21 protein-coding genes and 1 tRNA gene are annotated in these 19,586 nt (G+C 48.7%); 1 reads left to right on the plus strand and 21 read right to left on the minus strand.

What is annotated here, in order from left to right:
• Positions 1-118: 118 nt before the first annotated feature.
• From AAAU26_RS13915 to AAAU26_RS14010, 20 genes are all read right to left on the minus strand, one after another.
• On the minus strand, positions 119-1,351 hold the full coding sequence (locus tag AAAU26_RS13915) for an ATP-binding protein (RefSeq protein ID WP_002304383.1): 1,233 nt from the start codon (positions 1,349-1,351) through the stop codon (positions 119-121).
• 151 nt (positions 1,352-1,502) lie between these two features.
• Positions 1,503-2,186 carry a DUF4366 domain-containing protein gene (locus AAAU26_RS13920; protein WP_002578950.1) on the minus strand — a complete coding sequence of 228 codons (684 nt, stop codon included), beginning with the start codon at positions 2,184-2,186 and terminating at the stop codon, positions 1,503-1,505.
• A complete protein-coding gene (locus tag AAAU26_RS13925; RefSeq protein WP_002304378.1) occupies positions 2,176-2,433 on the minus strand; it encodes a DUF4315 family protein in 258 nt (85 codons plus the stop codon). Before AAAU26_RS13925 ends, AAAU26_RS13920 begins: the two co-directional genes overlap by 11 nt.
• A 14-nt stretch (positions 2,434-2,447) precedes the next feature.
• Complete coding sequence (locus AAAU26_RS13930; RefSeq protein ID WP_002304377.1) at positions 2,448-4,184, minus strand: C40 family peptidase; 1,737 nt, start codon at positions 4,182-4,184, stop codon at positions 2,448-2,450.
• A 3-nt stretch (positions 4,185-4,187) separates the two neighbouring features.
• Complete coding sequence (locus AAAU26_RS13935; protein WP_002588967.1) at positions 4,188-6,575, minus strand: VirB4-like conjugal transfer ATPase, CD1110 family; 2,388 nt, start codon at positions 6,573-6,575, stop codon at positions 4,188-4,190.
• Positions 6,535-6,969: a PrgI family protein gene (locus tag AAAU26_RS13940; protein WP_002304375.1), complete on the minus strand. Its 435-nt coding sequence runs from the start codon at positions 6,967-6,969 to the stop codon at positions 6,535-6,537. Before AAAU26_RS13940 ends, AAAU26_RS13935 begins: the two co-directional genes overlap by 41 nt.
• A gap of 17 nt (positions 6,970-6,986) precedes the next feature.
• Positions 6,987-7,853 (minus strand): VirB6/TrbL-like conjugal transfer protein, CD1112 family, encoded by an 867-nt coding sequence (locus tag AAAU26_RS13945; protein WP_002304374.1) that lies wholly within the window; start codon positions 7,851-7,853, stop codon positions 6,987-6,989.
• Positions 7,854-7,878: 25 nt separating this feature from the next.
• Positions 7,879-8,094, minus strand: a complete 216-nt coding sequence (locus AAAU26_RS13950; protein ID WP_002576404.1) for a Maff2 family mobile element protein — start codon at positions 8,092-8,094, stop codon at positions 7,879-7,881.
• A gap of 83 nt (positions 8,095-8,177) precedes the next feature.
• Positions 8,178-8,570, minus strand: a complete 393-nt coding sequence (locus tag AAAU26_RS13955; protein WP_002304334.1) for a helix-turn-helix domain-containing protein — start codon at positions 8,568-8,570, stop codon at positions 8,178-8,180.
• A 5-nt stretch (positions 8,571-8,575) separates the two neighbouring features.
• Entirely contained in the window at positions 8,576-8,896 is a 321-nt protein-coding gene (locus AAAU26_RS13960; RefSeq protein WP_002304332.1) for a hypothetical protein, read from the minus strand.
• 12 nt (positions 8,897-8,908) lie between these two features.
• A complete protein-coding gene (locus AAAU26_RS13965) occupies positions 8,909-10,660 on the minus strand; it encodes a VirD4-like conjugal transfer protein, CD1115 family (RefSeq protein WP_002588968.1) in 1,752 nt (583 codons plus the stop codon).
• Positions 10,660-11,142 carry a PcfB family protein gene (locus tag AAAU26_RS13970; RefSeq protein WP_002304320.1) on the minus strand — a complete coding sequence of 161 codons (483 nt, stop codon included), beginning with the start codon at positions 11,140-11,142 and terminating at the stop codon, positions 10,660-10,662. The genes AAAU26_RS13965 and AAAU26_RS13970 overlap by 1 nt, the downstream gene beginning before the upstream one ends.
• Positions 11,143-11,178: 36 nt before the next feature.
• Positions 11,179-11,490: a DUF5720 family protein gene (locus tag AAAU26_RS13975; protein WP_002304317.1), complete on the minus strand. Its 312-nt coding sequence runs from the start codon at positions 11,488-11,490 to the stop codon at positions 11,179-11,181.
• Between the two features lie 10 nt (positions 11,491-11,500).
• Entirely contained in the window at positions 11,501-12,142 is a 642-nt protein-coding gene (locus AAAU26_RS13980) for a DUF3846 domain-containing protein (RefSeq protein WP_002588969.1), read from the minus strand.
• A gap of 54 nt (positions 12,143-12,196) precedes the next feature.
• Complete coding sequence (locus AAAU26_RS13985; protein ID WP_002304315.1) at positions 12,197-12,724, minus strand: hypothetical protein; 528 nt, start codon at positions 12,722-12,724, stop codon at positions 12,197-12,199.
• An 8-nt stretch (positions 12,725-12,732) separates the two neighbouring features.
• Positions 12,733-13,659 carry a ParB/RepB/Spo0J family partition protein gene (locus AAAU26_RS13990; protein ID WP_002304314.1) on the minus strand — a complete coding sequence of 309 codons (927 nt, stop codon included), beginning with the start codon at positions 13,657-13,659 and terminating at the stop codon, positions 12,733-12,735.
• Entirely contained in the window at positions 13,616-14,443 is an 828-nt protein-coding gene (locus AAAU26_RS13995) for a ParA family protein (RefSeq protein ID WP_002304313.1), read from the minus strand. Before AAAU26_RS13995 ends, AAAU26_RS13990 begins: the two co-directional genes overlap by 44 nt.
• A 6-nt stretch (positions 14,444-14,449) precedes the next feature.
• Positions 14,450-15,379 (minus strand): DUF6017 domain-containing protein, encoded by a 930-nt coding sequence (locus AAAU26_RS14000; protein ID WP_002304312.1) that lies wholly within the window; start codon positions 15,377-15,379, stop codon positions 14,450-14,452.
• Complete coding sequence (locus AAAU26_RS14005; protein ID WP_223385014.1) at positions 15,376-15,579, minus strand: hypothetical protein; 204 nt, start codon at positions 15,577-15,579, stop codon at positions 15,376-15,378. Before AAAU26_RS14005 ends, AAAU26_RS14000 begins: the two co-directional genes overlap by 4 nt.
• A 569-nt stretch (positions 15,580-16,148) precedes the next feature.
• A tRNA-Arg gene (locus AAAU26_RS14010) sits at positions 16,149-16,225 on the minus strand.
• A 393-nt stretch (positions 16,226-16,618) separates the two neighbouring features.
• Here AAAU26_RS14010 and AAAU26_RS14015 point away from each other — a divergent pair.
• Positions 16,619-18,004: a TrkH family potassium uptake protein gene (locus AAAU26_RS14015; RefSeq protein ID WP_158400019.1), complete on the plus strand. Its 1,386-nt coding sequence runs from the start codon at positions 16,619-16,621 to the stop codon at positions 18,002-18,004.
• 57 nt (positions 18,005-18,061) lie between these two features.
• Here AAAU26_RS14015 and AAAU26_RS14020 read toward each other — a convergent pair whose 3' ends face one another.
• Positions 18,062-19,213 (minus strand): aldo/keto reductase, encoded by a 1,152-nt coding sequence (locus tag AAAU26_RS14020; protein WP_227619247.1) that lies wholly within the window; start codon positions 19,211-19,213, stop codon positions 18,062-18,064.
• Positions 19,214-19,586 lie beyond the last annotated feature (373 nt).

Here is a 19,586-nt window from a genome sequence, read left to right on the forward strand (position 1 = left end):
TGTAAAAAGTTCGGAAAGGATTTTTGCAACCTGATACAATTTTCTGTTCTACAATCTCCGTCATAATAAAAATATCTCCATCATTTCAAAAGAGAATGACGGAGATATTTCACCTTGCTTATTCTTGTAGCAACCAATCGGCTATATCGTGAATTTCGATTCCTTCATAGCTATATTGGGGATGTTTGGTTCTGGCAATAATCATTTTCGGATAAGCGTCTCGAATCTGAAGCAGAGGAGAGCATTCTCTCTCAAATGTTTCCTGCCCGGAAATGTTGTCGCTGACCTGAATATAAATCTTTTCGCTACCTCTCTGAGCAACAAAGTCGATTTCCTTTTGATAGAGCTTGCCGACATAGACATCATATCCACGGCGAAGAAGCTCGATACAAACAACGTTTTCATATACTCTGCCATAGTCTATATTTCTGCTTCCCAGTATTGCATATCGAATACCGCTGTCACACAAATAGAACTTTTCAGAGCTTTCAAGGTATTTCTTACCTCGGATGTCATATCTCTTAATATCATAAAATACAAAAGCATTGCACAAATACTTAATGTACTTGCCGACGGTTACATGATTGGTTGGAGTCTCATTTGCTGTCAGTAGCTGACTGACCTTATTCGGAGAAGTCAGGTTGCTGATATTATCCATAAGGAACTCGCTCAGACGTTGTAAAACCAAAGTGTCCGGGAGAGTATATTTCTGTACCAAATCCCTTGTAACAATCGTTTCGTAGACCTCTTTGATATAGTTTGTTCTGTCTTTTTCGGTTCTATAAGCATAGGAACCTGCTAAACCGCCCTTGATAGCGTACTCATCAAAGAGCTTATCTTTGTCACTAATATCATCATAATACTGGCAATATTCCTGGAAGCTGAAAGGAAACACATGAATTTCAATATAGCGTCCGGTAAACAGAGTTGCCAGATCTGCACTCAACAGGAAAGCATTAGAGCCTGTTACATAGATGTCGTATTTTCCCTTAGAGTACAGGCTATTGATTGCCAACTCAAACTTGGGACACATCTGAACCTCGTCTACAAACAGGTAGTTCGTTTTTCCTTCCTGATAATGTTCTTCCACATAGGCGTGTAAGGCATGGTATTCCTTGATTTCTTCATACGCCAAATCCATGAAGTCGATGAAGATAATATTGATGTTTTCAAAATTGCTTTTCAGATACGCAATATACGCCTGCATCAATTTGGACTTACCAGATCGACGAATGCCCGTGATGATCTTGATGTCAGGAGTACCATTCAGTTCAATGATTCTATCGAGATATTTTGCTCTCGTGATTGTTTTCATATAGTCACCCGCTTTCAAAAATTGAAGTTTTTTCATTTCTCGAAACCGCTTCGCTGTACTTATTATACTGTCTGCTAATAGTATATGCAAGATGTCACTTTCAAAAACGCAAATTTTTTTATTTTTTGAAAGCGGAAACTATGTAAAGGCAACCCGAAGGCTGCCCCAGGCATCAAGCCTATCCTGTTTACACAGGTTCATTATCATCTTCATCGACGGAGCTATCTTCATCGTCGTCCTCAAACTCCGGATCGTACCCATAGTCCTCGTCATCGTCCACATAATCAGCATCTGGGTCAGGCTTTGCCGCTTCCTGTGCCTTCTTCTTTTCCTGGACTTTCTTAAATACGAAGAATCCACCACCACAGGCAAGCACAATCAGAGTAAGAATCGCCGGGAGCATATTTGTGGATTTCGGCTTTTCCTCCGGTGTCGGTTCTGTAATTTCAGGAACTGTTTCAACTACTTCCGGCTTTGTTTCCTCAACCGGCTTGGTGAACTCTGCAACTTCTTCCTCGTCCATCAGCTTGAGCAGGTCGGCTTCATCCACCTGATTCAGAAAATGCACGGTTTCCTCGCCCTTATCATCACGGTCAATGATGATATAGAAGTAGTTTCCGTTTTTGGTTACAGCGGTAATGAACTGCTTTCCGCTTTTCGTAGGCGAGCCAGCGTCATCAACCAAAGTCAGATTGCCGTCGGGAGTAAGCGGTAGCATCGGCTCCTCCGGCTCTGTTTCGGGAACTTTTTCTTCGACCGCAGGTTCTTCAGTCGCTACGCTTTCATCTACATAGGCAAATGCCGTTGTAGAAAACACGCCAAAACACATTGCACACGCCAGCAATGCGGCTCCAATTTTCTTAAATCTCATTCTGCGTTTCCTCCTCATTCATAGTATTGATCGTATCAGGCTTCGGAGCCATATCCGCAGCAAACATACGGAGCAGCTCGGAAAGCTGTTCGGGATTCAGGTTCGCAGCATGAACCATCTCATGGATTTCGGAATTTTCCTCCTCACGGTATCTGCGTTCCAGGTCTTTCACCTTAGCATCCCATTCTGCCCGTTTCTTACGGGCTTTTTCAAGGTCTGCACCTATTCTGTCTAACTTGGCACTCAATCGCCATCCCTCCTTTAGTTTCTGATTCTGCCGAAGCAGTAAAAATGCTGTTGCCAGTAATTCGATTCGATAGAAGCGTAGGAAATGGGGTTTCCGCAGTGGATCATCATACCATTGCCAACATAGATACCAACGTGTGATGCACCGGAGGTATCATAAGTGCCTTGGAAGAAAATCAAATCTCCCGGTTTGGCAGAGCTTTTCGGGATAATGTCGCATACGCCCATCAAACCGTTTGCGGTCAAACGACCAACACTCCAACCGTTTCCGCAGTGATTGATTACATAGGAAACAAATCCGGAGCAGTCAAAGGAGGTAGACGGGCTGCTGCCGCCCCACACATACGGGTATCCCAGATATTTTTCAGCTTCCCGAATCATATTGGCAAATCTTGTGTCTGTCAGCGCTTCGCCCGGAATATCATAATCGGTGTACTCGCCGCCAGGGGTGGCGTAAATGTCATTTCCGAAAATATCCGGTCTGTTGCCCCTTGTCTGAAGCAAAATTCTATATCGCTCCATATCATCTTCCGACAAGCCGGAATTTGAAATCACACTGTTCAAGCCCTTATTTCTGAGCTTCACATTCAGAATATAATATTCGTAATCTTCTTCCTCTGTTGTTGTCTCTCCCGTTTCGGGATCAGTAGAAGATGTTGTTCGTGTACGAATCTCTACTACTTCCGTCAGGGTCAGCTCATATTGTTGCTCAAATAGCCATTGCAGGGTAGCCTGCACCTCATCTCTGGTGTAATCCTCAAACTTCACCGTCAAATACGCCGCCAGCTCATAAGGATTGTGGTTGATTTCATCAAGGTCATACCGGTACTCGTCATATCCGCTATGAGTACGCTCGATATTATTGATTTTATTGCGGAGCGCAGCTTCCAAAGCCTTGTAATCATTGTCCGCACCAATAATATCTTCCTCTTTTGCAGTAAAAGAAGTTCCCAGAATGATCTGTGTGCCGCCTTGGAACATAGCCGAACAAGACGAGAACATCCCTGAGAGTATCATAAAAAGCAGTCCGGCAATCAAAACAAACAGAATCGTTTTAGAGTGTGTGGTGCAGAACTCCGTTACTCTTTCTGTGATGTTCTTGGCTCCCTGAGCTGCTTTGCCCGTTGCCTTGCCTGCACCCTTAGATGCAGAAGCCGTTGTCGAAGCGGTATTCTTACCGGCTTTGGCGGCAGCATATTCTTTCTTGATTGCCCTTTTCTGTTGCCAACGGGAAAAGGGATTGGAACCGGCATCGGGGTTGTCCTTTTTGAACTTCTCATACAGGGCATTTACATTTGCTTTATCTGACTTCTCAACCAGCTTTTCCGCCTTGTCGTAGGCTTTCAGCTTGTGACTGTAAACGGCATGATCGACGGTATAGACAGTGGATTCAACAGCCTTGGTCGTTTCCTGCACAGCCTGAACGCCGATATTATCATCCTCATATTCTGACACCGCCCGATGTGCTTTGGATGTGAGCGTGACTGCGGCACCACGGCTTGCCATGTGCTTTGCCACAGATGGGCGCTCGATTTCCGTAAACTCCGCTTTTTCAAAACGGAGCTTTGCTTTACGGGAACCGGCTGCATCTGTTTCCAGCTTTAGCTTCGGCTTTGCCTTTTTAGAAGCCAATTTGTCTGCCGCTTTTTCAGCCCTATCAACCGCCTTATCTGCACGGTCGGCAGCTTTCTTCACATGAGAATCTGCAAGGTCATCTTCGGTAAAACGGAGTCGTGTAGGTCTTTTCGCCATACATTACGCCTCCTTTTCCTGTGCCACCTCGTTTAACTTCGTGGTCATAATGCGATACAGTTCCAGATCTGTCGGGAATCGGTCAATGAACGGCAGAATCACATTGCCATAGAACAGAAGTCCTTCGCCCTCACCGGAGTTGGTTACATAGGACAGCTGATGCGGCGAAATGTTCAACCGCTGTGCCAGAATACTTCGGTCATCGCTTGCCTGATTCAGCATATAGATGAAATCAGAGTTTTCGAGGATGTTGGCAATCTCCGGGGAACGAAGCAGGTCTTTGACATTCTGAGTAATACCGGTCGGCAAGCCGCCCCATTTACGGAATCGCTTCCAGATTTCTACGGAATAGGTTGCCGTCTGTTCTTCCTTCAGAAGCAGATGGAACTCGTCAATATAATATCTGGTCGATTTACCGGCAGAACGGTTGGCAGTTACACGCCCCCAGACCTGATCCTGAACGATCAGCATACCGATTTTTTTCAGCTGATTGCCCAGCTCCTTAATGTCGAAGCACACCAGACGATTCTGAATATCCACATTGGTTCTGTTGTTAAACAGTTTCAGAGAACCCTTAACATAGATTTCCAAGGCGGTCGCTACATGGTGGGCTTCCTTTTCGTCCTGTTTCAGAAGGGCATCATACAAATCCTCAAGGATCGGCATATTCTCAGGGGCAGGATTGTCGAAATATCTCTGGTAAATCTGATGCACACAACGGTCGATAACCGTCTTTTCGATAGGCTGCAAGCCATCCTTACTGCCCATAATCAACTCACAGAGGGACAGGATAAAATCAGCTTTCAGTGCTACCGGGTTGTCATCCTCAGAGTAGTTCAGGTTGATGTCCATAGGGTTGATATAGTTGGTACTGGAGGAGCTGATTTTTACCACCTGACCATTGAACTTGTGAACCAGAGCCGCATATTCCGCTTCGGGGTCGCAGATGATAATATCGTCATCCGTAACCAGGAACGCATTGGTGATTTCACGCTTTGCGGAAAAGGATTTACCGGAACCGGGAGTACCCAGAATCAGTCCGTTGGGGTTCTTGAGCTTCTTTCTGTCCACCATGATAAGGTTGTTCGACAGAGCATTCAGCCCGTAATAGAGCGTTTCTCCACCATTCTGGAACAGCTCCTGCGTGGTGAAAGGCACAAAAATAGCCGTGGAACTGGTAGTCAGGCCACGACGAATCTCAATCAGGTTTTGTGCCAAAGGCAGGCTGCTCATCAGTCCGGATTCCTGCTGAAAATCCAAACGACGCAGATTGCAGTTATGCTTCTGGGCGATGCTCTGTGCCTGGAACACATTGTTCTCCAGTTCCTGCTCGGTGCGCCCGGTGTTCAGCACCAGAAATGTCACCATGAACATTCGCTCATTCTGGCTCTGCAATTCTTTCAGAAGTGACTTCGCATCTTTACCATAGGTAGCAAGGTCAGATGGGATAATGTCCATGTCATAGCCAGAACGCACAGCCTTTTTCTGTTCCTCGATTTTGGAACGGTCAAGCTCGGTGATGATTCTCTTGATGGTCTTAATCGCCGCAGTCTGGTCAACCGACTGGATGTGCATGGTCACGATCTGCGTGGATTCCATATCCAGAAAATCCGCCAGCATACGATCAGACAGGTCTGATGCCGTAATTGCCAGATAAGACATCGAACCGAAGATACTGCCCATCTGGAAGGTGCGGTTGGTCTTAAAGGCAAACGCCGTCGGAGCAATGAAGTCCTTTACGGACAGCCCGGATTCCACAAGATACTTCCAATCGAAGAAGAACTTATCATTATCACCCATGTGGAACATAGAGTGCATCAGATGCAGCCGCTCTTTGCCGTTCATGGTAGTGGCAATGACACCCAAACGCCGAAAGTTATTGAGCAGATCGTTTTCGATATGGTTGAGTCTCGGCTTTGCCTGCCGCATGGATTCGGCTTCAATGCCGAATGTCAGGTACTTGGTTTTGGTCAAGCCGTTGTTGCCCTGCGCCAACTGCTTTTTCAGCATCTGGCTATACTCGGCACGGACGGGATTGAAGCTGTCCTTCTTGAACGGGATACGGATACTCTTTTCAAAGCTTTCAGCATCGGTACTCAGGTTCATAAAGGAAAGCTCAAAGTGAATGGAGCTGTCAAAGAAATTCAGGAAACTGCACCACTCATCGAAGATGGCAGTCTTATCTTCCTGCTGTGCCAGCTGATAGTTGATGTCCTGAAACTGAATGGTCTTGGTGTAATAACTGTCAGTGACACGGCAGATGCCATCCGGGAACATTCTCTGAAAGGGAATGGACTGCTGTGCAGTCTGCGGAATACCGTTGTCCTTCTTTGCCCGTTCCACAACAGCTTTAATTTCTCGCTGCTGCTTCCGATTCAGATTTGCAGGCATTTTGATGTTTCTTGCCTGTGGCTTCTTTTTGAAAAACAATTCGTTCAACCTCCTTTTCCAGTTTGTACTGACGCATCAAAGCGTCATAATAGTTGTCCGTCTGATAAGGGCGAACCTTGGGACGAACGAATTTGGTCTGAATGAAGTGTTCTACAACCACTTCCAACGGCTGACTATCCTTTTCATACATTGCCAGAAAGAACAACGGTAACATGACGATCATCATGGACAGTGCTGCAAGGCTCACATTTCCGGTTGCTTTGACCAGAAAGAAAATCGGCACTCCGATGAGCGCCGCCGCACCAAAGCAAAGTAACTGCCGTTTCGTCAGATTGAAGAACACTTTTGTTTTTACCCTCGTCAGGTCACGAGGTACGGGAATATACGCTGCCAAACAATTTCCTCCTTCCCTTAGTGAGCGCTGAATACACCCTTCGCAAGCGAACCAGTCTTAAACAGGGTGAAGCACAAAAGGACGGTGTAGCCCATAACACCCCAGATAGAACCGATGATGTCATCACTGAATGCGATAGACTGAATCAGCACCGCATAAATGCCCACGCAGATCATAATCAGGAATCCCTGGAATCCGATTGCAAACAGCGAACGCAGATAATTCTGTCCGATATTGCTCTGTTCTCTGTTTCCAAAAGTGGAAAGCGGAATCGGGGCAAGGCTGACCATCAGATAAATTTCAATCATTCGACCGTAGACGATCACAAAGATGATGATTGCCAAAGCGGACATCGTGACCTGCACGATAAAGGATTGCAGGAACAAGCCGAGCAAAGGACCCAAATCCATTGCCATCAGCGTTTCTTCCATTGTTTCCAATGCCGAAGCATCTATGGCAGTATTTCCGGATATGATACCGGCGCTTGCGTTTATAACGTGCTGTGTCACATCAAACACAGCCATCGTGATATTGAATGTGTTTGTGATTAACATGACCGCAACAAAAGTCTTGAACACCCATTTGAAGAAGATCCAGGTTTCAAAATTTGCCAGATTGTTGTGGTCAATAATCATCTGAATTAGCTCATAACAGGCAATGAAGGTCAGAATCAAGCCTGCGATTGGGATAATCACTGACTCGGAGATGTTTCGTACCATGGCAAAGACACCCGGCGAAAAATTCGCCGGGGTCATGCCAACGGAGGTTGCTATCTCGCCAACCTGGTTGTTGACGGACTCAAACATCCCCGACAGATTTCCCATAATAGCTGAAACGAGCATTTCTTTCAGCCAGTCTGTGATCTGTTGGAGTATGCTGTCCAAAGGCGATTACCTCCTTGTTTTGTGATTAACCGAACAGTCCGGAGAGCAGAGGTACAAGGGTGGTGCCGATGAGGGCAACACCGCCGCCAGCCATGAGCTGCTTCATGCCCTGGGACTTTGCGCCGGGGTTATCGTTGCCGTAGCCCTCAAGCAGATTGATTGCACCCCAGATGCCAAGACCTGCGCCCAGAGCGATAACGAGAGTCTGAAGAACGGTTACTGCGCTATTGAAAAATGCCATAATATTTTCCTCCTAAAATTTGAAATTGTTTTGAGAATAGAAAAAGCCCTCCGTACTACCGGCATCAAAACCGGACGGAAGGCTTAGTTTACGAGAATCTTTTCAAGGAACTCCTCGACGGTTATCACGCCAAGTTTCTGTTCCATTCTGCTTCTTGCATATTCAGTTTCACAATCATATATATCACCACCACCTTTCATAAGAAACAGCCAATACATTGACTGCAACAAATCTTCACGAGAAGCACAGATTGTCGGTGAAAAAACGACAGGTGAAACCTTCAGAACCTCTGCGAGTTTCGCTGTGGTTTCTGCATTAGGGGTTCGAGCGTTTTTCTCATACTGAGCAATACGGACATCCGCTGTTTTCTCGGAATACCCCATCAGGAGTCCAAGCTCTTTCTGGGTAAGGCGGCGAAATCGTCTAACGAACTTCAATCGCTGCCCAATAGAGGTATCCGTGATCCACCAAGTCATTTTTTTTACACCTCGCTTTCTGCAAATTCTCGATATACAACCTCATTTTTTGCTCTGCGCTTGCCTACGGCTTCACTGGGAGCAAGGTCAGGGTAGGTTGCCTGCACTTTCTGTCTGCTTCTGCGGACAGTTTCAAACCCCGGAAAGCTGCGTCTATCCAGTTCCTTCAAAAACACAGGAACCGTCATGGCATGAATGTCGATGCCACGCAGACCGGAATAGTGTTCCAGTACCATCAGGTACAAATGATTGTCGGTATTTCTTGCCTTGTGGTCGTGTTCCAAGATGTTCTTAACCAGGGCAGATACCGTTTTCAGATTTTCCAAACAGAAACCTCCTTAATCCGCATCGACTACCACAAACTCATCACCTGCCTTGAGCTTCAACCTTCGACTCAGAAACTGCTCAATGTTGAACTCATTTCTCTTATCAAAGTCTGATGTGTACTTATAATTGGGGTGCTGCGTCAGATCGTACTTGTCAGAAAGAAACGGTCTGACACCACGCAACTGCAAAATACACTTGCTGCCATCCAGAACCGCAAGCTCATCTACGCTCGCAAGGTCTTTGCCTAACTTCTGATAATTCAAGCCGTAAGACGGGCTGTTACCTCTGGTGTTGGAGGTGTTGTAGGTGTCGATAGTTTCTTTTCCCAATGCCTGATTCAGTTCTTTGAGCGTGGTTGGCTCAGAACCACCCAGGAAAATTCGGGAATCCATGTTGCCGATGATGGTATCGGCATTGTCTTTATAAATGGCTTTCAGCTGTGATTGTGCCTGGAGAACAAGGCAAGCCGATATTTCACGGCTTCGGATTGTCGCTACCAGTTTTTCCAGATTGGGAATCTGACCGATGTTTGCCATCTCATCAATCAAGCAGCGCACATGAACCGGCAGTCTGCCGCCGTACACATCATCTGCTTTCTCGCACAACAAGTTGAACAGCTGTGTGTAAATCATGGAGATCAAAAAATTAAACGTCGCATCCGTATCTGACATAATCAGAAAGAGCGCCGTTTTCTTATCTCCGAGAGTATCCAACTGCAACTCGTCATAGGCAGTCACATCTCTGACCTCCTGAATATCAAAAGGAGCCAGACGAGCGCCGCAGGAAATCAAAATCGACTTAGCGGTCTTGCCGGCAGCCAGCTTGTATTTTTTATACTGACGGACTGCAAAGTGATTCGGCTTTTTCTTTTCCAGGGCTTCAAACATCAGATCCACCGGGTTCTGGAACTCCTCATCATCTTCCCGCACCTCCATTGCGTTCAGGAACTCAATCAGGGTGGAGAAATTCTGTTCCTCAACCGGAGCTTCATAGTGGATATATCCGATCAAGGCACAGTAGAGCAGCGTTTCCGCCTTCGTCCAGAACTCATCACCGGCTTTTCCATCACCCTTTGTGTTGGCAATCAGCGTTGTCACCAGTTTCAGAATGTCTTTTTCTGAATGGATATAGGCAAATGGGTTATAGTGCATCGACTTCTGAAAGTTGATGGTGTTGAAAATCTTGATGGTGTAGCCATGCTTCAAAAGGGCGTTGCCGCACTCAATCACGATGCTGCCTTTCGGGTCAGTGACCACATAGGAACTGTGCATCTGGAGAAGGTTTGGCTTCAACCAAAAGCGAGTTTTACCGGAACCCGAACCGCCGATAATCAGAACATTCTTATTTCGGGCATTGGCAGGATTCTTCGGGCGATTGCTCATCATCAGCCGCTCCGTTTTCGTCAGGATCACATTGTCCTCGAACTTTGGTGCAATAAACGGCTCAATATCTTTTGCCGTTCCCCAACGAGCAGAACCGTACTCAACATTGTGTCGGTACTTCTTTGCGTTTTTGCCTTTTAGATAGACAGCCAGCCGAAGTCCTGCGCCGCAGAGAATACCAATCAGCAAATCCAACGGGTGAAAGCTGGGAAACGGATTGTTCAGGGCTATCGGAAGGGCATGAAAAAAGCTGAGGATTTTCGCAGATGAATCTGCCCCCTCAGCCAATCTCCATGCTTCTCCTAAATTCGTAGCGAACAACCCTACCAGAAAATACGGTAAATTCAGAATCAGGAGCTTTTTCATTTTTCTCTTATCCATCACAGATCACGCTCCTGTTTCTTCTCTCGAACCTTCTTCGGAATCGCTGCGACAATTTCCTTGAACTTCTTCAGCTGCGCCAGAACGCTCGGCTTTTCATTCTTGGTTAATGCCCTTGCCTGATGTTCCTTGCAGATTGCATCCAAAGCATCTGCATCTTTAGAACGGACAAAAACAAGAAACCGGGGAGGATCAACGGACTTATCTTTTCTTACGGCAAAGTCCACGCCATACTTCTTGGCGAGCTTTTCAAAATCACGGATACTCTCTTTGTCGATCTCAACATTCGTAGCACCCTGATTCTGTCCCAAAAGCTGTTTCACGGATTGCTTTCCATGAACGGCAGGGTCTCGTGCCTTTTTCATCTTCACTTTTTCCCGGTGCTGCAAATACTTGCGGATACCGGCAATGATAGTGCGCCCCGTCAGCTTGGTTGTGCTGATCGCCAGGTTTACTGTTCTGTTTTCAACTTCTTCCTGCATGATTCATCACCTCCTGCAAGCAGTAGAGTGAACAGATTATCGTGCCATATCTCTGTGGTCGTAATACAGATTGCCCTTGGCAACTGCGGCATGGCTGATAATCTTGATATTGCCAGCTTTCTGGTTATCCAGAGCCTTCTGATAACCCACATCGCTCAAATACAGGCGATTTCTTTCGCCTTTCCAACCGACAGGCGATTCATCGGTCAGCACATCGAAAATAATCATGTGCTTGGTGGCGTCATCAAATCGTGCCAAGTCCATATAGGTATGTCCCTGGTACTCCTTGGCACCATCCTGAATCCGCTTTCGCTCCATCAGCTCTCCAATCGTCGAATTTCTTTGCATAAGAACCTCCTTACAGAACATCTCGGTCAGGGTTACTTTTGTGGGGAACCGAATCAGCTTTGACAGGTGCATCTTCTTTCTTCACCATGTCATCCGGCAGGGGAAGCGCCATAATGCTGCGCCCCATGCGTACAAAAGTCTCAGGCTGATGAAAGTGTTCCTCAAACTGCTTCATCAGTTCCGGGGACAGAGAACAAAAATCATCCTCGCCCAATCCCACAACCAGAAAATCACCGGCGATAATGTCATAAATATCGCCGTCATCATCACGCAGCGCACGGTTCAGTTCTTTGCCTACGAGTTTACCTTCGTCGTGCATCACCAGTGCAACCGGCTCATTGAACGGATAAGTTGCCTCAATATCGCCACCTACGGCTTTCTGCAAATCCTCCAGCTCACAGCCGATCTGCACAGCCTGCGGATACATGAACGGCTTTACCAGCAACACATTCATGGTATCTGCCTGTTCTTTCTGAACCTCCCGTTCCTCGGTCGTGCCGAACGCAACACCGGTAAAGTTTTCGGAGTCCAGAATGTACTCCGAATTGTAATAAGCGGCTCTAACCTGTTCCTCTGCCGCATCGTGAGATTCTGCTTGCACCGTAACCGTTTTCTCCAAGGTTTCGGTGATCTTCACATCGTATTCTTTCAAGTTTCGATACCTCCGTTTCTTTGGAAATAAGAAAAGCGACCATCCATGAACCTGTTACAGTTCATAAATAGTCGCATCCACATCGGCTAAAAGCTCGAACAAGCAAATATCGTCCAGTTCGCAAATCAGGGAACCCATGTCGAAGAAAATATCGTCCTCGCATTCCACCGTAGTAACCACGCTGCGGTGTTCGTTAAGACAAATGGCTTCTTCCTTGTCCATCGTGATCGTAGACATACAGGACACCACATAGAATGTCATATCTTCTGCTAACCACAGCTCCTTGCTCTGAATCGTGCGAACTTTTTCATCGCCGCTCATATCTTCTACATAGGACAGAAGCCGCACGGCTCTGCTGTTCAGAAGTACCTTTCCCTGATAGTCGATACCCTCACCAGCAGAGGACAATACTCGATACTCGCTAATCATCTCGGCATTTTTCTGAAACGACTTTGCCAGAAGCGCAGGAGAAATATCATCGAACTCCTCACTGTAGTTTACGAGCATATCTACCATATAATCAGGATCGCAAAGGTCGTAGAGTTCTTCCAAAGCGCCCTGAATGTTTTTGGGTGTAAACATTTTTTACCTTACCTTTCCATTGATTTTTCTCTTTTTTTCTGCCATTGCTCCAAAAGCTGAATGATTTTATCCTCCATCTGCTTGTTGGTATAGGACTTCGGGAAGTATTTTCGCAACGAATCCGTTTTGAAGGTTACTCTGTCCAGCTCTCCCTTCTTGATTTCATTCATAATCTCGCACATCGCATCCAGCGTACACTCGCCCTCCTGTGCGAGCTTTTTAATTCGCTGTGCTTGCGAAAGGGAAGGAGCTGCTTGAGCATAATCCATTGCAGAAAGAAAATCCTTCTGTTCTTCACTTGCCAGATAGGAAAGCTCCACCGCAGGATTGAATTTGATCTGACCCGTATCTACCATATCCAGCAGTTCCGGAATCAGTTCGGTCAGACGGATATAACGGTGTACCTGATTTCTGCTTTCTCCTGCCTCCTGACCGACTATATCCATTGCCTGCAACTTCATCCCAACTTGGGATGAAGTTAAATCGGTGCGTTGACCTTGATGTTTAATCGCATCCAGCTTCATCTTATAAGCAAATGCTCTTTCACTCGGCAGGATACTCTCCCTCTGCAAATTCGCATCAACCATCAAAATAATGGCTGCATCATCGTCCAGGTCACGAACAATCGCAGGCATGGTTTCCTTACCCGCAAGCTCCGATGCCCGGTGCCGCCTGTGACCAGAAACGATTTCATAACCACCGTCGGGGTCAGGACGGACAATCGCAGGAGTGAGAACTCCGAAATCTCGGACGCTCTCTGCCGTTTTCATCATTTCTTCATCATCAACCACACGGAAGGGGTGTCCCTCAAAGGGGTGTAGCTCAGAAAGCGGAATTTCCTGCACACGCTCCTGCTGGGCTTCAGCTCTGGATTGATCGGTGGAGAAAATATCATCGTACCCCTTCAAGCTGATGTTTGCGCCTTTTTTCTGCATTGTTTAACACCTCCTTCGTCAGAATTTTATAGGCTTCGGCAACTTTGCCTTTGGGATCATGCTTGAAGATACTGGTTCCCTCTGCGCTGATTTCCTCTGCACGGACAGAGCGGGGAATGTCGGTCTTGTAAACCTTCAGCTTTCCGCCGTAGCTCTCCCGAATCAGATTGCTGATGTCTTTGGAGTAGTTGGTGCGGCTGTCCACCATCGTCAGAAGAATCCCTTCAATCCTCAGTTTCGGGTTGATTTGCCTCTTGACCTTGTTGATGGTTCCAAGCAGCTGTTCCAGACCCTTTGCAGGAAGGTATGCTGCCTGAACCGGTATCAGCACATTGTCGGCAGCTGCCAACGCATTGACGGTCAGCATACCCAAAGACGGCATACAGTCAAGAAGAATGTAATCATAATTCTGTTTGACTGTATCCAGGTATTGCCGGAGAATGGTTTCCCGGCTCATGGCATTGACCAGTGCTACCTCCATACCTGAGAGTTCGATGTTGGACGGCACCAAATCAACGCCCTCCGGATGATGAAGAATCCCTTCATCGGGAGTAATAGGGTTTTCCATCATAATCTTTCCCATCAGATCGGAAAGTGTCGGAGACAGATCATCCGGGCAGGGATTGCCCAAACTGACCGTCAGGGAAGCCTGGGGATCGGTGTCTACCAGAAGCACCTTTTTTCCTTCAAGAGCCAAGCCAACGCCCAGATTCTCGGTGGTGGTGGTCTTTCCAGTGCCTCCTTTCTGATTGACCACCGCAATGATGGTTGCTTTTTTCGACATTTATCGTCACTCTCCTTCCTCTCGCTTCATTTTCAATTTCTTAAATCCTCCTTCCAAATATCCGTGTGACATATCGTGCCGAACAAGAGCATCGTAGTAGGTGTCTATTGTCGTCGGCGCATTGTATATCGTAGTCAGCATATACTGACGGATATTTCTAATCTTTGTGGTGTTCTCCTTGAAGCAGTCCATAACATATCGAATGTGTTCGGCATTCAGTTTCATAAACCGACTGCGGACAATTTCTGCCGGACGCTCCTCTGCACCAATGCGAATCAACGGTCGCTTCGTGCAAACTGTTTCAACGATCAACTCCAGAATGTTATCCAGCATTTCGGAATCGTAAGGGTAATCCTTCTTCAACAAATCCATACTGAGCTGATCCGAGAAATAATCAAAGTATTCTTGATACCGGTCATTCTCGTCCATCATTCCACCATTTCCGGAAGGAAAGATAGAATCAGTATCACTAAATTCAGTATTTTTAATATCAGTATTATTACATTGTGATTTCGGAAGTTCTTGAGTTGTGATTTCCATTGTTCCAGAATTGTGATTTTCACAATTCAAGAGTTGTGAATCCACAGCAGAGATAAAGTTCTTCACATAGATCAGGTTGGGCTTTCCCAAACCCTGGCGCTTACGTTCAATCAATCCTGCTTTCTTCTCAAGTTCACTGAGCAGCTTGATAGCCTTTTGTTCAGCACAGTTCAGAGCCATCTTCGCTTCGTCGATTGTAAAAATGATATACACTCTACCGTTTTTATCTATCCAACCATTCTTGGCAGACAGGCTCATGCGGTCAAGCAAAATGCCATACAGCATCTTGGCATCGGCAGAAATATTCCAGAACCTCTCGTTCGTGAACAACACCTTCGGAACTCGATAGAATGTGAATAGATCGGATTGCTGACCGTAAAAATAATCAAAACTCACACGGCTTCACCACCTTCTTTCTGCGGAAAACTTTCTGTTGTCAGCGGAATGCTGCGGAAAGTCGTATCCGTCTTTTCGTAAGGACATCGGGCAAAATAGTAGAAGCGGTATTCCTGTTCATACACATCCATATCAACGAAGCCCCACTTCACGCATAACCTTCTTCGTACACCAACCAATGCACGGGTGATCTCGCCCATAGGGACAGCCATCACATTCCGACTTGGGTTTCGGCGGCAAAGAGATTAAGTAGTAGCAATTATTTCTACCCAGACGGCAGCCCTTTCTGCCATTCGTCCAGAAGTAGCAGTAATGACAGTCGCTCGGCTTGTCTGCGGTATAAACAGGCTTGCTCAAATAAAACACCTCCAATCTCTTGTATTTGCCCATGGGTTTGGGCATAAAAAAAGAGCGCCTATCCATCCCCAATGCGGGGCAAATAGACGCTCTATGTACATAACGATATTTAATTTTATCTGCTATAACTGCATGGTATTCAAAACATCCGCCTTTTTTGATTAGCTGGATTTTTGGCACGATTTTGGGGCTGATTAGCAGGAAGGGCATTTTCATTAGCAAGAACAGCCCGTTTTCTGCTAAAAATTAGCTGGCGATTTTGTCTTATAACAACCGTTCGATTCTGGAGGGGTTGTCAAAAATCAAATTTTGGAGTAGAATTTTATCTCATACAGTGAAAGAGCTTTTTCGTAGCTTTTTATATAAGAAAAGCCGAAAACCCTTGAAAACAAAGGCTTTCGGCGTTGTTCACTGGCGTCCATAAGAGGATTTGAACCTCCGACCCCACGCTTAGGAGGCGTGTGCTCTATCCAGCTGAGCTATATGGACGTGTCTGATATATGATTATAGCCCGATCAAAGTCGAACTGCAATCCCTTATTTAGTTTTTTTTGAGGTGGCCGTTGTAACGCAACCTTAGGAGGCGAACGCTCTATCCTGCTGAGCTACAGAGACTTATATTAAATTGAGACTGGCAACGATCACTTTTCCCCGTAAGGCAGCTGGTAGAGCACAACCTTAGGAGGGGGACGCTCTATCCAACTGAGCTACTGAGACACATTACAGATATGATACCGCAAACAGCGCACAAAATCAAGTTGAATCGGAGAGAAAAAAGGTGTATCCTATAAAGAGAGGCTCCTGCGCCGGGAAACTTTGCGCAGGGGCGGCAGAACGACTCGCCCCTCTGGCTGCTGGCCGGGGGGAGCCCCGGGAGGTTGCAATGGGAAAAAACAAAACCAAAAAGCGGACACGCCGGCCCAACAAGGGCTGGCTGGCGGGCAGCAGTGCGACGCAGACCATCTGCAGCAGCTTTCTGCTGGTCATCGCGGTGGGGACGCTGCTGCTTACCCTGCCCATTTCCAGCAGGACGGGGCGGCTGGGCGTCATCGACGCCATGTTCACCGCCACCAGTGCCACCTGCGTGACGGGCCTCGTCGTGCGGGATACATGGAGTCAGTTTTCGCTGTTCGGGCAGGTAATCATCCTGATGCTCATTCAGGTGGGAGGCCTCGGCCTTGTCACCCTCACCAGCTTCTTCGCGCTGGCGGCCCGGCGGCGGATGGGCTTCCGCGACCTGCGGCTGCTGGGCGAGAGCGTCTCGGCAGACGGCCTGTCCAAGGCCACTGAGGTGCTGAAGATCGTCATCAAGCTGGCGGCGGCTTTCGAGGCCGTGGGCATCGTGCTGCTGCTCTTCGCATTCGTGCCACAGTTCGGCGCAGAGGGTGTGTGGGTCAGCGTGTTCACGGCCATCTCGGCTTTCTGCAACGCAGGATTTGACCTCTTCGGACGGTTTGGCGCCTACTCCTCGCTGGTGCCGTACGTCAACAACTACTATGTGCAGGCTGTCATCATGTTCATGATCATGGCCGGTGGTCTGGGCTTCATGGTCTGGGTGGAGCTGGCAGAGTACCGCAAAAAGCGGCGGCTCTCTCTCCACGCGAAAGTCGTGTTGCAGTTCTCGGTCATCTTCTGGGTGGGCGGCGCGGTGCTGCTGGCCCTGCTCGAGTGGTCGAACCCCAGGACGATGGGCGGCCTGTCCGTCCCGGGCAAGATAATGGCGGCGCTGTTCCAGTCGGTATCCACCCGTACTGCGGGTATGAACACCATCGACCTCGCGGCCTGCAGCCCCATCAGCAAGCTGCTGATGAGCGTGCTGCAGTTCATCGGTGCGGCTCCCGGTTCGACGGGCGGCGGCGTCAAGGTGACGACCTTCGCGGTGCTCATCCTGACCATCCGCAGCGTGGCACAGGGCCGCGACGACTGCGTCATCGGCGGCCACCACATCGAGTCCAAGACGGTCTACCGCGCTCTGACCATCATCGTCATCGGCGCGGTGGCGGCGTTCGGCTCTGCCGTCGTGGTGTACTACAACACCGCAGAGACTGTGTCGGTCATCGACTGCATCTTCGAGTCCTGCTCGGCGTTCGGTACGGTGGGCCTGTCGGTGGGTGTCACTGGACAGCTGAACACCGGCGCGAAGCTGCTGTATATGGCCTGTATGTTCATGGGCCGCGTTGGCCCGGTGTCGCTGGCGATCAGCTTGACGGCAAAGCCCGACGACAACAAGCGCAAAGTCCTCCCGGTGGGTCACATCAACGTAGGTTAAACAAAAAGCGGGCGCTCCACCTGTCCGGAGAGACAGAGGAGCGCCCGCTTTCACTCATTATAAATTGTCCAGTTCCGTCTGGAGCTTTGCAAGAGAGTCCCGAATCGGCAGATGCTGGGGGCAGATGGCCTCACACTTGCCGCAGCGGACGCAGTGAATGGCCTTTTCGGCATCCGGGAAGCAGGCTGTCCACTGCTGGCGGATGGCGTCCTTATTGCCGAACATCCCGAGCTTGTTCCAGATGCTGAAATTGTCCGGAATGTCCACGCCCATGGGGCAGGGCATACAGTAGCGGCAGCCGGTGCAGCCGATTTTGATGTGGCTGCGCAGGACGTCGGCAGTCTGCCGGATGGCGGCGTTCTCGGCGTCGGTCATGGGGCGGAAATCTCCGAAGGTGGCGAGGTTGTCGTCCAGCTGGTCTTCTGCGCTCATGCCGGAGAGGACGACCTTCACATTTTTGTGGCTGGCCACCCAGCGCAGCGCCCACGAGGCCGCGCTGGCGTCGGCGTCCAGTGCATTCAGCGGCGCGGCAGCGTCCGGCGGCAGCTGTGCCAGCGTACCGCCCTTGATGGGCTCCATGATGATGAGGGGAACATTCAGTTCTTCGGTAAGAGCATAGCCCCGGTCGCCTGCGATCTCCTCGGCACGGTCATCGGTGTCGAGGTAGTTGTACTGCAGCTGGCAGAAGTCCCACGGCTGGTCGCGCAGGATGTGTTCGAAGCCCGCCGCGTTGTCGTGGCAGGAAAAGCCAAAATTCCGGATGCGCCCGGCGGCCTTCTGCTCCCAGAGCCAGTCCACAATGCCCATCTCTTTGGCCGCATCGTAGCGGGCTTTGTGCAGGGAATGCAGCAGATAGAAGTCGATGTAGTCCACGCCCAGCCGCTCGAACTGCTTCTCGAAGATGTCTTTGGCCTCGTCGAGGGTCTTGCAGCTCCACACAGGCAGCTTGGTGGCGAGGTAGAAGCTCTCCCGAGGCCACTTGGCAATGACCCGGCCCACGAAAGGTTCGCTCTCACCGCCGTGGTAGGGGAAAGCGGTGTCAAAGTAGTTGACGCCCGCCTCCCGGGCAGTGTTCAGCAGCTTTTCGGCCCGTACTTCGTCGATGCGGCCATCCGGCAGGGTGGGAAAGCGCATACACCCGTAGCCCAGCAGCGAGGTGGAGATGTCCCGCCCGCTGCCGTCTTTTTTCGTCCAATCACGATACTCCATAGCCATTTCTCCGGCGGGGGTCTGCCCGCCGCTCCTTTGCCCTAAGTATAGCAGGAGAAATTGCGATAGACAAGACGAACACCCCGGCCTGCAGGAAGCCGGGGTGTTGTATTCGTGCGGGAAATATGATATTCTATAGGTGCTGCCGGTGCAGCAAGGTACTGTCTGCAATGTAGGTGGTCACGCCCTTCCGGCCCTGCGCCGGGGAGGTGAACTTTTTGCTATCCCCTGACGCATGGTGCGAAAGGGGGGATGTTCCATGACGTTTGAACAGGTCGTATTGCTGCTCTCGCTTCTTGGCGGAGCGATCTACATCACGTTTCAGATCAGCTGGACCATTTTTAACAGCAAAAAGAAATGACCGCCACGCCCC

It is taken from the genome of Faecalibacterium longum (assembly GCF_040094125.1).
In the GTDB taxonomy this organism is placed as follows: domain Bacteria; phylum Bacillota; class Clostridia; order Oscillospirales; family Ruminococcaceae; genus Faecalibacterium; species Faecalibacterium longum.

Coding starts and splice junctions, on each gene's coding strand:
- AAAU26_RS13955 (WP_002304334.1), bottom strand. CDS start 8,570: ATGACTTGGTGGATCACGGATACCTCTATTGGGCAGCGATTGAAGTTC.
- AAAU26_RS14020 (WP_227619247.1), bottom strand. CDS start 19,213: ATGGAGTATCGTGATTGGACGAAAAAAGACGGCAGCGGGCGGGACATC.
- AAAU26_RS13920 (WP_002578950.1), bottom strand. CDS start 2,186: ATGAGATTTAAGAAAATTGGAGCCGCATTGCTGGCGTGTGCAATGTGT.
- AAAU26_RS14015 (WP_158400019.1), top strand. CDS start 16,619: ATGGGAAAAAACAAAACCAAAAAGCGGACACGCCGGCCCAACAAGGGC.
- AAAU26_RS13995 (WP_002304313.1), bottom strand. CDS start 14,443: ATGTCGAAAAAAGCAACCATCATTGCGGTGGTCAATCAGAAAGGAGGC.
- AAAU26_RS13990 (WP_002304314.1), bottom strand. CDS start 13,659: ATGCAGAAAAAAGGCGCAAACATCAGCTTGAAGGGGTACGATGATATT.
- AAAU26_RS13970 (WP_002304320.1), bottom strand. CDS start 11,142: ATGCAGGAAGAAGTTGAAAACAGAACAGTAAACCTGGCGATCAGCACA.
- AAAU26_RS13915 (WP_002304383.1), bottom strand. CDS start 1,351: ATGAAAAAACTTCAATTTTTGAAAGCGGGTGACTATATGAAAACAATC.
- AAAU26_RS13930 (WP_002304377.1), bottom strand. CDS start 4,184: ATGGCGAAAAGACCTACACGACTCCGTTTTACCGAAGATGACCTTGCA.
- AAAU26_RS13965 (WP_002588968.1), bottom strand. CDS start 10,660: ATGGATAAGAGAAAAATGAAAAAGCTCCTGATTCTGAATTTACCGTAT.
- AAAU26_RS13975 (WP_002304317.1), bottom strand. CDS start 11,490: ATGCAAAGAAATTCGACGATTGGAGAGCTGATGGAGCGAAAGCGGATT.
- AAAU26_RS13985 (WP_002304315.1), bottom strand. CDS start 12,724: ATGTTTACACCCAAAAACATTCAGGGCGCTTTGGAAGAACTCTACGAC.
- AAAU26_RS14005 (WP_223385014.1), bottom strand. CDS start 15,579: ATGGGCGAGATCACCCGTGCATTGGTTGGTGTACGAAGAAGGTTATGC.
- AAAU26_RS13935 (WP_002588967.1), bottom strand. CDS start 6,575: ATGCCTGCAAATCTGAATCGGAAGCAGCAGCGAGAAATTAAAGCTGTT.
- AAAU26_RS13950 (WP_002576404.1), bottom strand. CDS start 8,094: ATGGCATTTTTCAATAGCGCAGTAACCGTTCTTCAGACTCTCGTTATC.